15 protein-coding genes are annotated in these 14,746 nt (G+C 42.5%); 12 read left to right on the top strand and 3 right to left on the bottom strand.

Annotated features, from left to right (window positions below; all coding sequences use genetic code 11):
• The first annotated feature begins 424 nt into the window (after positions 1-424).
• The gene (gene rnr, locus B9Y69_RS15240; RefSeq protein WP_085473836.1) at positions 425-2,554 is read left to right on the top strand and encodes a ribonuclease R; all 2,130 of its coding nucleotides are present in this window, start codon (positions 425-427) and stop codon (positions 2,552-2,554) included.
• A 123-nt stretch (positions 2,555-2,677) separates the two neighbouring features.
• Here the strand turns inward: rnr and B9Y69_RS15235 are convergent, their stop codons facing one another.
• Positions 2,678-3,403, bottom strand: a complete 726-nt coding sequence (locus B9Y69_RS15235) for a YggS family pyridoxal phosphate-dependent enzyme (protein ID WP_085473835.1) — start codon at positions 3,401-3,403, stop codon at positions 2,678-2,680.
• A 13-nt stretch (positions 3,404-3,416) separates the two neighbouring features.
• On the bottom strand, positions 3,417-4,289 hold the full coding sequence (pdxY, locus tag B9Y69_RS15230; RefSeq protein WP_085473834.1) for a pyridoxal kinase: 873 nt from the start codon (positions 4,287-4,289) through the stop codon (positions 3,417-3,419).
• A 225-nt stretch (positions 4,290-4,514) separates the two neighbouring features.
• Between pdxY and B9Y69_RS15225 the strand changes: the two genes are divergently transcribed.
• From B9Y69_RS15225 to B9Y69_RS15200, 6 genes are all read left to right on the top strand, one after another.
• Positions 4,515-5,393, top strand: coding sequence for a pirin family protein (locus B9Y69_RS15225; RefSeq protein ID WP_085473833.1), 879 nt, complete (start codon positions 4,515-4,517; stop codon positions 5,391-5,393).
• Between the two features lie 64 nt (positions 5,394-5,457).
• Entirely contained in the window at positions 5,458-5,739 is a 282-nt protein-coding gene (locus tag B9Y69_RS15220) for a GNAT family N-acetyltransferase (RefSeq protein WP_085473832.1), read from the top strand.
• A 116-nt stretch (positions 5,740-5,855) separates the two neighbouring features.
• On the top strand, positions 5,856-6,293 hold the full coding sequence (locus B9Y69_RS15215) for a GNAT family N-acetyltransferase (RefSeq protein ID WP_085473831.1): 438 nt from the start codon (positions 5,856-5,858) through the stop codon (positions 6,291-6,293).
• A 63-nt stretch (positions 6,294-6,356) separates the two neighbouring features.
• Positions 6,357-6,734 carry an SPFH domain-containing protein gene (locus B9Y69_RS15210; protein WP_085473830.1) on the top strand — a complete coding sequence of 126 codons (378 nt, stop codon included), beginning with the start codon at positions 6,357-6,359 and terminating at the stop codon, positions 6,732-6,734.
• A gap of 220 nt (positions 6,735-6,954) precedes the next feature.
• The gene (locus B9Y69_RS15205) at positions 6,955-8,103 is read left to right on the top strand and encodes a calcium:cation antiporter (RefSeq protein WP_085473829.1); all 1,149 of its coding nucleotides are present in this window, start codon (positions 6,955-6,957) and stop codon (positions 8,101-8,103) included.
• Positions 8,104-8,137: 34 nt separating this feature from the next.
• Positions 8,138-9,118 (top strand): deoxyhypusine synthase family protein, encoded by a 981-nt coding sequence (locus B9Y69_RS15200; RefSeq protein ID WP_085473828.1) that lies wholly within the window; start codon positions 8,138-8,140, stop codon positions 9,116-9,118.
• A 291-nt stretch (positions 9,119-9,409) separates the two neighbouring features.
• Here B9Y69_RS15200 and B9Y69_RS15195 read toward each other — a convergent pair whose 3' ends face one another.
• Positions 9,410-9,931 carry a DinB family protein gene (locus B9Y69_RS15195; protein WP_085473827.1) on the bottom strand — a complete coding sequence of 174 codons (522 nt, stop codon included), beginning with the start codon at positions 9,929-9,931 and terminating at the stop codon, positions 9,410-9,412.
• Between the two features lie 448 nt (positions 9,932-10,379).
• On the opposite strand from B9Y69_RS15195, the gene rpsL reads away from it, so the two are divergent.
• The 5 genes from rpsL (at position 10,380) to B9Y69_RS15170 (ending at position 14,613) form a co-directional block, all read left to right on the top strand.
• Positions 10,380-10,793, top strand: a complete 414-nt coding sequence (gene rpsL, locus B9Y69_RS15190; protein ID WP_002993550.1) for a 30S ribosomal protein S12 — start codon at positions 10,380-10,382, stop codon at positions 10,791-10,793.
• A 19-nt stretch (positions 10,794-10,812) separates the two neighbouring features.
• Positions 10,813-11,280, top strand: a complete 468-nt coding sequence (gene rpsG / locus B9Y69_RS15185; protein WP_085473826.1) for a 30S ribosomal protein S7 — start codon at positions 10,813-10,815, stop codon at positions 11,278-11,280.
• Positions 11,281-11,411: 131 nt separating this feature from the next.
• On the top strand, positions 11,412-13,535 hold the full coding sequence (gene fusA, locus B9Y69_RS15180) for an elongation factor G (protein ID WP_085473825.1): 2,124 nt from the start codon (positions 11,412-11,414) through the stop codon (positions 13,533-13,535).
• A 71-nt stretch (positions 13,536-13,606) separates the two neighbouring features.
• Positions 13,607-13,912 carry a 30S ribosomal protein S10 gene (gene rpsJ, locus B9Y69_RS15175; RefSeq protein WP_002993539.1) on the top strand — a complete coding sequence of 102 codons (306 nt, stop codon included), beginning with the start codon at positions 13,607-13,609 and terminating at the stop codon, positions 13,910-13,912.
• Between the two features lie 125 nt (positions 13,913-14,037).
• On the top strand, positions 14,038-14,613 hold the full coding sequence (locus B9Y69_RS15170; protein WP_085473824.1) for an RNA polymerase sigma-70 factor: 576 nt from the start codon (positions 14,038-14,040) through the stop codon (positions 14,611-14,613).
• The last annotated feature ends 133 nt before the right edge of the window (positions 14,614-14,746 follow it).

Genomic DNA, 14,746 nt, shown 5'->3' with positions numbered 1-14,746 from the left:
TAAACAACTGTACTATAACAAAATACATACATTTAAATAAACAAAACAAACAGATATATATTTTTTAGCAAAACAAATAAGCGCAACCAAAAACAACCGCCTCCATACAAAAGAGTCTTAGAGGGCTCAGAACTCACCTTAACACATTTAACAATTTTAGCAAAACAAACACTAAAACCTAAAAATCAAATAGATAATATAGCTAAAATAAACAAACAATAAACAAAACAAATTCCACACGAATCCGTTCAAAAGAAATCCCTATACAACATCCCCTTGTACATCTTTTTTCCGTACCTTAGACAATAGGAAAACTAACAATCGATATACGAAGCGAGCGCTCTTAATTATAGTAAAGACACTCCCCTCCCCTTGGAGCAACTCATATAACGAACGTCCTTTTTAAGACACGAAAGAAAGACAGATGAAACAGAAAAAAGAAAACCCGTACAAAGAAGTCCTGACGCAACTGATTGTTGACATTTTTGAAAAAAACAAAAACGCTGCTCTGAACTACAGACAGGTTGCTGCGAAGCTGAATGTGGTAGACACCGACTCCAAGGTCGCTATTGCCGACATCCTTTCTGACGAATCAAAATCAAGCAAGTTCGTGCAGACTGACCGCGGCAAGTTCAAGCTTCGCCAGCTGCAAGTATACGTAACAGGAAAGGTCGATATGACAGCCGACGGATCGGCTTATATTGTCCCGGAAGACGAGTTTGAAAACGACATCTATATCGCCCCACGCAAGCTGCGTCAGGCCCTCCATAATGACATCGTTAAAGTGCACGTTTACGAGCGTCGGAAAGGACGCAAACGCGAAGGTGAAGTAGTCGAAATTTTACAACGTGCCAAGACCGATTTTACGGGCACGATCAGCATCTCCAGCTCCTACGCTTTCTTCTTACCAGACGATCGAAAAATGCTTCATGACATCTTCGTTCCTCTGGACAATCTGAATGGTGCCAAGGCCGGCGAGAAGGTCGTGGTATCAATCGTTGAGTGGCCCAAAGATGCCAAAAATCCAATCGGAAAAGTAAAGTCTGTTTTGGGTAAAAAGGGAGAGAACAACACCGAGATGAATGCAATTTTGGCAGACTATGGTTTTCCTCTTTCCTTCCCGAAAGAAGTAGAAGCAGAAGCCAATGCCATCCCGGAAGAAATACCAGCCGAGGAGATCAAGAAACGTCGTGATTTCCGGAACACAACAACCTTCACGATTGACCCGTTTGACGCCAAAGATTTTGATGATGCTATCTCTTTCAAAAAACTGGACAATGGCAATTATGAAATTGGTGTACACATTGCAGACGTTTCCCACTATGTCGTTCCAAATACCGAACTGGACAAAGAGGCCTTTGATCGAGCTACCTCCGTGTACTTGGTGGACCGCGTGATTCCGATGCTTCCCGAACGCCTGTCGAACGGCGTTTGTTCACTCCGTCCCAATGAAGACAAACTATGCTTCTCGGCAGTCTTTGAGATGGACGACAAAGCAACCATCCATGACCAGTGGTTTGGCCGCACGGTGATCAATTCGGATAGACGCTTTGCTTATGAGGAAGCGCAAGAGGTTATTGAAAACAAAACGGGAGATTTTGCTGAAGAGATTTTAAAACTAAATGAACTCGCATATATCTTGCGTGAGCGCAAATTCAAAAATGGTGCTATCAGCTTTGAAAGTGAAGAAGTGAAATTTCATCTGGACGAAAACGGAAAACCACTTGGCGTATACACCAAGGTTCGGAAAGACGCACACAAGTTAATTGAAGATTTCATGCTATTGGCAAACCGGAAAGTAGCCGAATTTATTGGCAAGCAAGGCAAAGGGAAGAACAAGCTGACTTTTGTCTACCGCTTTCACGACACACCAAATCCAGAGACACTAACAACCTTTTCACAATTTGCTTCGCGCTTCGGGCACAAGCTTTCGATTAAAACGGATAAAGAGACCGCCAAATCACTTAATGCACTAATGACGAAGATAGAGGGCAGTAAAGAGCAAAACTTGCTTACATCGCTTGCCGTGCGCTCTATGGCGAAAGCAATTTACACCACAAAGAGCACAAGCCACTACGGACTGGCCTTCGATTATTATACACACTTCACATCTCCGATCCGTCGATACCCTGACGTCATGGTACATCGCTTACTCCAATTCTATTTGGATGGCGGAACAAAAGTCAATGCGGAACACTACGAGAAGATGGCTGAACATTCCTCACAAATGGAAAAGAAAGCTGCCGAAGCAGAACGTGCATCCATCAAGTACAAACAAGCGGAGTACCTTCAAGACCAGATCGGCATCGAGTTCACAGGAATTGTATCCGGCGTAACCGAATGGGGCATGTACGTGGAAATCGAAGCAAACAAGTGTGAAGGAATGGTACGCCTACGTGATATCACAGATGATTTCTACACGCTGGACGAAAAGAACTATGCCATCATCGGGCAGCGTAAGAAGAAGAAGTACCAGCTTGGCGACGAAGTACAAATTAAAGTCAAGAAGGTCGACCTCGAAAAGCGTCAGATCGATTTCACACTCCTAACCTAATATTTGATTAACCGATCAGGTTGACAACATAATCAAACCGTTTTTATAAGGGCTGGGGACACTGTTTACCCCAGCCTTTTTTTCATTATATCGATGCTGACGCGAACCTCCCTCGCCATCAAACTACTCTTTCCAGTAATAACTATCCGGATACTGCCGTTCACCGAACACCGCCGTTCCCACACGAACAATCGTCGCCCCCTCAGCAATAGCAATTTCCAAATCGCCGCTCATCCCCATGGACAACTCCACCATCTCCACACCTTCGATCGCAGCTTCTTTCACCAGCTCCTGGACCGCTCTGAGTCGCTGAAAACAAACACACACCTTTTCCTCTTCCGCACTAAAGAGCCCGATAGTCATCAAGCCCCGAACTCTTACATTTGGCAACAACGCAACCGCACGAACCAAATCCAGCGCTTGATCTGGATGTACCCCAAACTTACTTTCCTCGTCCGACGTATTTACCTGAATAAGTACATCCATCGTTTTTCCCTCCAACACCAACCTTTGACTCAGCTTCTCCGCAAGCTCGAGCCGATCGAGCGACTGTAAGCACACCACGTCGTAGCGTAAAAGCTCTTTTATCTTATTCGTCTGCAAATGTCCAATAAAGTGATTCGTATGCGGCATAGACCGCAAAGCCTCATACTTTGCTTTTAATTCTTGCAATTTATTCTCCGCAATCAAAGTCGCCCCAGCACCTAGGGCCACCGCTATCCGATCGGCCGACACCGTCTTAGTCGCCAATAACAACTTCACCTCTTCCGTACGACGTCCGCTCGCAGCACAAGCTTTTTCGATACGAGATCGAATATGATGCAAATTATTTAAAATACTTTCTTCCATACCTTATTTCAATTTATTGCTTTTTTACCTCACCCCGACTCCCTTGCAAGACAGGCAAGGCTTGCAGCAACGCGTAAGCTCCCATTTCTGTTTCTCCGCCAGCAAGCACCTGCCGTAATACCGCTCCCACAAAAGATTTCGCCAAAGGAATAGCTTCTTCCAAAGACTGTCCTAAGGTAAGTTGAGCCGAAAGTACGGCCGTAAACAAATCTCCCGTTCCCACAGCCTCTACCGGCACCATATCCTCCAAGAAACGCCGCACCTTTCCCTTCCAGATTAATACCGTTTCCACTTTATCTGCCGGTGTATCTTCAAGCAGAGCACTCGTAAGCACAATAGCCTTATCCCTTAACACAGAATGGGCTGACACAGCCTCCAACAAATTGTTGATCGTCGAGAACTTACACCCCAACAGGTAACTCAACTCAAAATGATTAGGGGTCATAATATCACATACTGGAAGCAATGTCGCAATCGAAGCATCCGCAACCGCTGCTGGCAAATACAAACCATTTGTACGCATATCGCCAAAGACAGGATCATACACATAAGGTCTATTACCACCTACCTCTTTCCAATGTTGCACAAAATCAACAACCGCAACCATCAAGGAAGCATCATTGATATAACCACTAACGATACAAGCCAACCTTTCGTAAACCGGGATCGCCGCAACACCACGAAGCAAATCTCGAAATAACTCAGGTGCCGTACTAGCACCATAATAAACTGCATGATCGGTGTGTGTCGATAAAAAGACAGTCGGCACATTCACCATATCAAGACCATGAAGTGCAATTGCCAATCCTGCCACGTTATTGCCTACATACCCCGACGATACCATGCTCTGTATCGATAAGATGGAAGATCCCTTTCTTTTTGCCATATTTAGATTCTTTGGAATAAAATAAACTATCCATATACAAAACCATAAGCTCCCCTAATTGTTCACTGATGCACAAAGGTGCCCTATTCTATTCGTTTATTGGCGCACCAGTATCTTTAAATACATATAGTCCAGCCCCACCAAAAACTTCTTATCCTACATCAATGCAAAGTCTGTTCGGGCGATGTACTTTTGTACTACACAAAGCAAGAAAGGAAAAACAACATGGCAACGAAAAACATAGAAGCAATCATCAATCCAAGAACGCCACACTTTGTCGGCGATGGATTTCGGGTACACAACTTCATCCCTAGCGGAAACAACATGGGGTCAAAACGAATGGATCCGTTCATCCTATTGGACTACAATTCAAAATTCTACTTTCCACCAACAGACAAACCACGCGGTGTCAGCGTACACCCGCACCGCGGCTTTGAAACAGTAACCATCGCTTACAAAGGTAGCGTCTCGCACAATGATAGTAGCGGCGGTGGCGGCACTATTGCCGAAGGCGATGTACAATGGATGACTGCTGCCTCAGGCATTCTTCATAAAGAATACCACGCGGAAGAATTCAGTAAGACGGGAGGTGATTTTCAAATGGTGCAATTGTGGGTAAACTTACCTACGAAGGATAAAATGTCGACTCCAAAGTACCAAGCGTTAAGCAACAAAGATATCGCTCGACACCCGTTAGATAATAACGGAAGTTTCATGGAAGTCATTGCCGGTACATATAACAGCACAACAGGAAGCGCCTCGACCTTTTCACCCGTTCATGTTTTTAATGCACACTTGAAGCAAAACGGAAAAGCTTCTTTAGACTTTCCGGCCCACTACAACACGGCACTATTGGTGATCGAAGGACAAGTAACCGTAAACGACAAGGATATTATCCCTTCTGATCATTTTGGCTTATTTAAAAATGACGGCACGTCTTTTGAAATAGAAGCTTCCAGCGACGCCGTCGTATTGATCTTGAGTGGAGAACCGCTAAACGAACCTATCGTGTCACATGGTCCGTTTGTCATGAACAGTCATCAGGAAATCATGCAGGCAATTGATGATTATAATGCAGGAAAATTTGGGCATTTAGAAGAATAAAAGACAACAAGTACGCTGTAATGCGTATAAAACAGTAAATATTAAACAATTAATAATAAACACTATGCTAGTAGAACAATTCAACAGAGACCGCAAAGGTTTTTTCAAAGCCACTGAAGATGGTAAAGAAGCCGGCAGAATGACATATTCCTGGGCGGGAGACAGTAAAATCATTATCGACCACACCGAAGTAAACGCTGAATTTAATGGTCGCGGTGTCGGAAAACAAATGGTGATGGCAGCTGTAGATTTTGCCAGAGAAAATAACATCAAGATATTACCACTGTGTCCTTTTGCAAAAAGCGTATTCGACAAAACAGAAGAGATTAAAGACGTTCTTTTTTAAAAGACGCTGCCACGCTACTGCGATAAGCGCAGTAGCGTGGCAGTCCTCCTAAGCTTTCAAAGACATTCTAATCCTTTTCGAAGTTTTCGCTAGATTTACCGGAAAATAAAGACACGATGATAATCAGACCTGCGACACCAAGTGACTACTCCGTTATTATGGAAATCTGGCGTTCCGCTGTTTTAGCGACACATCATTTTTTATCACACGAAGATTTCAAACTCTTCGAACGCTTGATCCCAACCGACTTTCTACCGCAGCTTGAGGTATACATAATGGAAGAGGCAAATGCAGCCAAAGCTTTTTTCAGTGTTTCCGAAGACAACCTCGAAATGTTATTTGTATCCCCTACCGAAAGTGGAAAGGGCTTTGGAAAAGCTGCCGTACAATTTGTGGTCCATACCCTCGGCGTCACCAAGGTGGATGTAAATGAACAAAATGAACAAGCTGTTGGCTTTTACCTAAAACAAGGGTATAAACAGATTGCCCGATCAGAAAAGGATGGCATGGGAAAACCATACCCACTTCTTCACCTTCTTTATCCCACAGAATAAAGCCTCCTCCCCCATACGAGATATTTTGTTTATTTTTACAGAAACCCTTTAAAACAACTTATCATGAATGGAACAGCAATTGTGGGCGGACTCGCCTTTTTAGTCGTTATTATTTTAGCCCTTATGTTTGGATTACCACGTTACTCGGTTTGGCAACAAGAGATGGCCGGTAAAGCAAGATTAGCTGAAGCGACACAATCACGACAAATATTAATCGAACAAGCGCGCGCAGAGAAAGAAGCAGCCTCCCTACAGGCTGAAGCCATAAAAATTATGGGCGAAGCCGCACAAAAATATCCAGAATATAGAAAACAAGAGTTTATTGGAGCTTTTGGCGAAGCGCTTAAAGCCGGAAAAATACACCAGGTTATTTATGTTCCAACCGAAGCGAACATCCCTATCATGGAAGCATCCAAGCGACCAGCCATAGCGGTTGAATAAAAAACAAAAGAAAACAATTCAACATGAAGGGGCCAGCAGATATCTGCTGGCCCCTTCATTTTTTAACAAATGTAAAAACTTTCTCGCTTCACAATACGGAACTTTGCTGCTGTAATCAAGGTGATAATTCACTATTACACTGCGCTTTTAAAACACCGAAACAGTTATTCCCTGTTTGGTGTTCTTTAAGCATCGTGAATATTTATAAAGCAAAGAAAGCATGAACAACATTCTAACGAAAAGCACACTTATTCGTCTGGTATCAGTTTGGCTTATTGTCCTCGTATTTATGCTTTTCGGACATACGCTGATTGGCGATAACATGACCATCCCATCCGCCGCCCTAGGTTTTACGGTACTTCTGGGCGCCATCATTGCAGCATCCTTTGGTGTAGTCAAGGAAGCAGACAAACTCGCCCATACATTGGGCGAACCTTATGGCACACTGATCTTAACATTGTCGATCGTTCTGATCGAAGTGATCCTGATATCCGCCGTGATGCTTGGCCCCGGGGAATCGCCGACTATCGGCAAAGATTCCATCTTCTCCGTCATGATGATCATCATGAATCTAGTCGTAGGTTTATGTATCCTTTTCGGCGGCTTACGCTATGGGGAACAATCTTATAATGCACAAGGGACACTTACATATATCTCGATGATCGTTATACTCGGTGGACTGGCCCTGCTCTTGCCTAACTTTATTGTCGGTGCTGGAGGCGGTATGTTTACCAACACGCAGGCAATAGTTATCTCCGTGCTCACCGTGGTTTTATATGGTTTTTTCCTGCTCTTCCAAATGAGGAGCTACAAGCACCTTTATATACAGCCGGCCCCGGGAGAAATGACAATTTCTTTTCCCAAAAAAGCGATCATAGAACAACATGCAGCAACGACAGAGAGCACCGCGAATTCCAGTGAAATCTGGATGCGTAGTATCATATTGGTTTTAATGGTACTCCCCATTGTATTGCTATCCCATAGTATGGCGACCGTTGTAGACTTCGGCATCACTACAGCCAACCTACCGAAGGCATTAGGTGGCATCCTGATTGCTGTTATTGTTTTCACACCGGAATCAATTACAGCCATAAAGGCAGCAATAAACAATGAGTTCCAACGGGCAATCAACTTGTGCCATGGCGCCTTCGTATCCACCGTCGGACTTACCGTTCCCGCCGTCCTGATTATCGGGATTCTAACAAACAAAACAGTGCTATTCGGCCTCACCTCGACAGAAACACTTTTGTTTGTACTGACAAGTATGTTAAGCCTGGTAAGTTTTCTTGGAAAACGCACGACACCTATCTTGGGTATTATTCACCTCGTGCTGTTCGCCATGTTTATTTTACTGGTGTTTAACCCTTAATTTTTTAGACGTTTTAAAATTTGAATTATAGTATATGAAAGAAGAAAACGGGGCAATACGCACGTTTATGTCCCAAAATTACCTCCATTTCAATGCGGCAACAGTAGTCGATGCAGCACAAGGGTATGAACAACATTTGCTAGAGGGTGGAAAAATGCTAATCTCCCTTGCCGGCGCTATGAGCACAGCCGAGCTAGGCATCTCCTTAGCCGAAATGATCCGAAACGATAAGGTTGATATTATAAGTTGTACAGGTGCCAACTTGGAGGAGGATATCATGAATCTAGTAGCACACTCCCACTATAAAAGAATCCCGAACTACCGGGATCTGACTCCACAGGATGAGTATGACTTACTAAACAATAAATATAATCGGGTTACAGACACTTGCATCCCCGAAGAAGAAGCTTTTCGCCGAATTCAATCGCATATTGAAAAGATCTGGAAGGATGCAGAAGCCAAGGGTGAACGTTATTTTCCGCATCAGTACATGTACCAATTGCTGTTGAGCGGCGTCTTGGAGGAGCACTACGAAATTGACCCAAAGAACTCATGGATGCTAGCGGCCGCTGAAAAGAATTTACCCATTGTTGTCCCGGGATGGGAAGATTCGACCATGGGCAATATTTTTGCCTCCTATGTGATCAAAGGAGAATTACAAGCCAACACGGTAAAGAGTGGCATTGAGTATATGGTATGGCTAGCCGACTGGTATGCAACACACGCGAATGGCAAAGGGATTGGTTTCTTCCAAATTGGCGGCGGCATAGCCGGTGATTTCGCGATGTGTGTAGCACCGATGCTGGAACAGGACTTGGAACGTGACGACCTATTGAAATGGCGTTACTATTGTCAGATTACAGATTCAACAACGTCCTACGGTTCATATTCAGGTTGTATTCCCAATGAGAAGATCACTTGGGGAAAACTTGATGTGGACACACCGTCCTATGTCATTGAATCGGATGCCACCATTGTAGCACCATTGATTTTCGCTTGGATATTGAAATGGTAATTAGTGTGTAGTTAGTGGTTGGTAGTTTGTAGAAGCACGAAAGTACACAGTAGAGAGTAGGGAGTAGGTAATACTTCATACGCTCTACTTCATACTGAGTAAGAGACAGAAACTCTGAAGGACGCAGTACAGCTAGACTTTATGCCGGTTTAACGACAATAAATACTTTGCACTAACTACAAACTATGACCTACAAACTACAAACTCAACAAACCAACCATACGTACGGGTTACCCTTGTGGTCCCCCCCTCCTTTAGACCGCACTTCTACAAGCTTAGTGTGACAAAACGCTACTTCCTTCCGAACATTCCATCATTAAAGGCTTGAGAGCCTCCTCGCGGAATACTTAAACTTTTCCAATCCAAGCCATGGCAAATTTTCCCGATCAGCACCATCTGACCAATATGATACGAATAATGTGCTACTTGACGGTTCACCGCTTGTATAACCGTATGTGCTTGCCCCCGGATATAGACCGTCCGTTCTAGATCCGCTTCTGTCAATGTATTCAGCAGATCCAACAACAGTGTCCAACTTTCATTCCAAGCCTGAAGTAAATCTTCGCGTGCGACTACCTGATCTTCAAACTCGCCATCCCGATTCCGCCAACTCTTCTCCCCATCGCTGGTTAGAAAATCAGTAAAACGCGAACGGATATTAGCGGTAATATGTCGCACAATAATGGAAATACTGTTACTCCCCTCCCCCGGATTCCAGCTCAACTGCTCATCACTTAACACAGCAATGGTTTTATCCGCCAGCGCCTTTCCATCAGTAAATTCTTTTATTACGCTTTGTATATAGGTATTCATTTTTGTTTAATTAAGTCTTTATGATTTTATGATTAAGGATCAGCTCCCCCTCCACACTCTTGATTTCAAAAATACAAACTATCAATTAGTATTAAATAGCGCGCATGAAGTATTCAGTACTTTACACTCGCTACAAACCACCAACTAGCTACTAAAACCGCACGCAAGCACGAGCCTTCGGCTCGTGTTGTGTATCATATAAGTCCGAGTTACAAGCTTAAGCTAGCAAGGGTAATAGATAAAAAATCAACAAAACAATCACAAACCACCAACTACGATCTAACAACTACGATCTAACAACTACGATCTACTATCTAACAACCACCAACTACCAACAAAACACCTTCACAAAAAAATAACACACAGCTCTTTACATTTTCAGATACTTTGATTATCTTTGCGGACTTAAAAATTAATTTTTTACAAATTAAAAAACAAAAACAGGTAAATGCCTACTATTCAACAATTAGTTAGAAAAGGTAGAGTAGCTCTGGTTGATAAGAGTAAGTCACCAGCGTTGGACTCATGTCCACAGCGAAGAGGTGTGTGTACGCGTGTATACACTACTACCCCTAAAAAACCAAACTCAGCAATGCGTAAAGTAGCTCGTGTACGTTTAACAAACGGTAAAGAGGTTAACGCATACATCCCAGGAGAAGGTCACAACTTACAAGAACACTCGATCGTATTGATCCGTGGTGGTCGTGTGAAAGATTTACCGGGTGTACGTTACCACATTATCCGTGGTGCATTAGATACTTCAGGTGTAGCAGGTCGTAACCAACGTCGTTCTAAATACGGAACAAAACGCCCTAAACCAGGACAAGCAGCAGCAGCTCCTGCAAAAGGTAAAAAGAAATAATTAAACGGAGGAAAAGAAAATGAGAAAGTCAAAACCAAAAAAGAGAATCATTTTACCTGATCCAAAGTTTAACGACACTCAGGTAACACGTTTTGTAAACAATATGATGTTAGACGGTAAAAAATCTACCGCTTACTCTATTTTTTACGATGCAGTAGAATTAGTAGAACAAAAAACACAAGAGAGCGGTCTTGAAGCATGGAAAAAAGCGTTGAACAACGTAATGCCAGCTGTAGAGGTTAAATCTCGTCGTGTAGGTGGTGCCAACTTCCAAGTTCCTATGGAAGTACGTCCAGAGCGTAAAATCGCTTTAGGTATGAAATGGTTAATCTCTTACGCACGTAAACGTGGTGAGAAAACTATGTTCGAAAAATTAGCAGGAGAAATCATTTCAGCTTCTAAAGGTGAAGGTGCTGCAGTGAAGAAGAAAGAAGATACGCACAAAATGGCGGAAGCTAACAAAGCGTTCTCACACTTCAGATTCTAAGCTTGAAAGCTACAAAGCAAATATGATTACACCGACTCATGTTAATCGAACTATCGTTTATCAGGGTCGGTGTACTTGTTTATTGTGTAATTAAAACATTAAGCCTTCCAAGGCAAACTGCTTAAAATATTATGGCAAAAGATTTAAAACTAGTTAGAAATATCGGTATCGCTGCACACATCGATGCTGGTAAAACTACAACAACAGAGCGTATTTTATTCTACTCTGGTGTTAACCACAAGCTAGGAGAAACTCACGAAGGTTCTGCTACAACTGACTGGATGGCACAAGAGCAAGAGCGTGGTATCACGATTACCTCTGCTGCGGTTACCGTATTCTGGAACTACCGTAACAAAAAATATCAAGTAAACGTTATTGATACACCAGGACACGTTGACTTCACTGTTGAGGTTAACCGTTCATTACGTGTACTTGACGGATTGGTATTCTTGTTCTCTGCTGTTGATGGTGTTGAGCCTCAATCAGAAACAAACTGGCGTTTAGCGGACGGATACAAAGTTCCTCGTATCGGTTTCGTAAACAAAATGGACCGTTCTGGTGCTGACTTCTTGAAAGTTGTTAAACAAGTTAAAGATATGTTAGGTTCTGATGCAGTTGCTTTGCAATTGCCAATCGGCGCTGAAGATGACTTTAAAGGTGTAGTTGACTTAATCAACAACCGTGGTATGGTTTGGAATGAGCACGATAAAGGTATGACCTTTACTGAAGTTCCAATTCCAGAAGATATGTTGGATGAGGTTGCTGAATACCGCGAGAAATTATTAGAAGCAGTAGCGAGTTATGATGAGACGTTGATGGAGAAATTCTTCGACGATCCTAACTCATTGACTGAGCGCGAAATCTTAGACGCTTTACGTAAAGCTGTATTGGATAACGCTATCGTTCCTATGGTTTGTGGTTCTTCATTCAAAAACAAAGGTGTACAAACAATGCTTGACTTGGTAATGGAATTATTGCCATCACCATTAGATCAAGAAGCGGTAAAAGGTACAAACCCGAACACAGGTGAAGAGATCTCTCGTAAACCTTCTGAAGCAGAGCCTTTCGCAGCATTAGGTTTCAAAATCGCAACAGATCCATTCGTAGGTCGTTTATGTTTCGTACGTGCGTACTCTGGTGTACTAGAAGCAGGTTCTTATGTCTTGAACACACGTTCAGGTAACAAAGAGCGTATCTCTCGTATCTTCCAAATGCACGCAAACAAACAAAACCCAATCGAGCGTATCGGTGCAGGTGATATTGGTGCGGTAGTAGGTTTCAAAGACATCAAAACAGGAGATACTCTTTGTGATGAGAAACACCCTATTGTATTAGAATCTATGGTATTCCCTGAGCCAGTTATTGGTTTAGCGATTGAGCCTAAGACACAAGCTGACGTTGATAAATTAGGTATTGGTCTGAGTAAACTTGCTGAAGAGGATCCTACATTCGTAGTAAAATCTGACGAAGAAACTGGTCAAACAGTAATCTCAGGTATGGGTGAGCTTCACTTAGATATCTTGATCGACCGTTTACGTCGTGAGTTCAAAGTTGAGGTTAACCAAGGTGCACCTCAAGTAGCATACAAAGAGTCTATCAACGGTACTACAGAGCACCGTGAGGTTTACAAGAAACAATCAGGTGGTCGTGGTAAATTCGCGGATATCAAAGTTGTTATCTCTCCTATCGATGAGGACTACGATACTTCGAAATCAGCGCTTCAATTCGTAAACGAAATCGTTGGTGGTGCTATTCCTAAAGAATACATCCCTTCTGTTCAAAAAGGATTTGAATCGTCATTGAAAAATGGTGTATTGGCAGGTTTCCCATTGTCAGGTATGAAAGTACGTTTGATTGATGGTTCATTCCACGCGGTCGATTCAGATGCTTTGTCATTCGAATTAGCAGCGAAAATGGCTTACCGTGAAGGTCTACCTAAATGTTCTCCTGTATTGATGGAGCCTATCATGAAAGTGGAGGTTTTAACACCAGAAGAAAACATGGGTGATGTAATGGGTGACTTAAACCGTCGTCGTGGTCAGATGCAAGGTCTTGACTCCCGTAACGGAGCGCAAGTAATCAAAGCATTAGTTCCACTTTCTGAGATGTTTGGTTACGTAACACAATTGCGTACAATCACTTCAGGTCGTGCAACATCTACGATGGAGTTTGATCACTATGCAGAAGCACCTCGTAACGTACAGGACGATGTAATTGCAAAGTCTAAAGGAAGAGTTAAAGGATCTGTAGAATAATCCTTTATTAATAATAAACCGACCTCCTATTGTGAATAGCTCTAATAGGAGGTCTCTTAAAACAATATATAATGAGCCAAAGAATCAGAATCAAATTGAAATCTTACGATTACAACTTGGTTGACAAGTCAGCTGAGAAAATCGTAAAAACTGTAAAACCTACAGGTGCTGTTGTGAGTGGTCCTATTCCATTGCCTACAGAGAAAAAAATCTACACGGTTTTACGTTCACCACACGTTAACAAAAAAGCACGTGAGCAATTCCAATTGTGTGCTTACAAACGTTTGTTGGATATCTATTCATCAAACTCTAAAACGGTTGACGCATTGATGAAACTTGAACTACCTTCAGGTGTTGAAGTAGAAATCAAAGTGTGATAGATTTCAGTGCATGAAAAAGAAAACCGCCAGCGTAACAACTGGCGGTTTTTTTTGTTTACATAGCATGCTTACAATAATTTCATTGTAATAATTATTTTTTTTGTAAGTTCGCAAACCAACATATGAATATTTTCGACAAGCATAAATACGAACACCTCGTAAATCGCCTTTCTCAGGGCGACCACCAAGCTTTTGAAGAATTATATCATATCTTTTATCCCGACTTGGCCGCACATGTTCTTTCCAAAGTAAACGATGATGCTGTGGCCCAAGATATCCTCCACGATCTCTTTTACAGCCTCTGGAAGAACCATGAGAAAATAGCGCAGATCCAGTCTCTCCCCGCCTATCTCTTTACTTCATGCCGTTATTTAGTCATGGCTTACTTTCAAAAAGCTTACCTGATCGACAAACAGCAAAACGTAGAAGATCTCGAAATCCACAGCACCCAAGAATCCATTGAAGACCAGCTATTTAACAGACACCTTCTCGATATTATACAAACAGAAGTAGAGAATCTACCCGAAAAATGCCGCCTTATCTTTAAGATGAGCCGCGAGGATCAAAAATCAATACGCGAGATAGCACAGGAGCTGAATATTTCAGAATCTACGGTTGAGAATCAAATAAATAAAGCGCTCAAAAGGATCCGTACCGCAACAAAAAACTTCCTACACACCGTGATTGTATTTTTTTAAACAAAAAAAATACACTGAAAATAAGCCATTTACATATTTTTCAACTTTTTATTCAAAATAGCGTAGGTGCTAACCCTAGTTGAGCACACTTACCATCACAGCGTTTATAACAAGCGCCTACTGATAGTAAGAT

The sequence above is a fragment of the Sphingobacterium psychroaquaticum genome, assembly GCF_900177625.1.
Classification (GTDB): Bacteria; Bacteroidota; Bacteroidia; order Sphingobacteriales; family Sphingobacteriaceae; genus Sphingobacterium; species Sphingobacterium psychroaquaticum.
The sequence above is the reverse complement of the archived record's forward strand: the minus strand, read 5'-3'. Positions and strand labels throughout refer to the sequence as shown.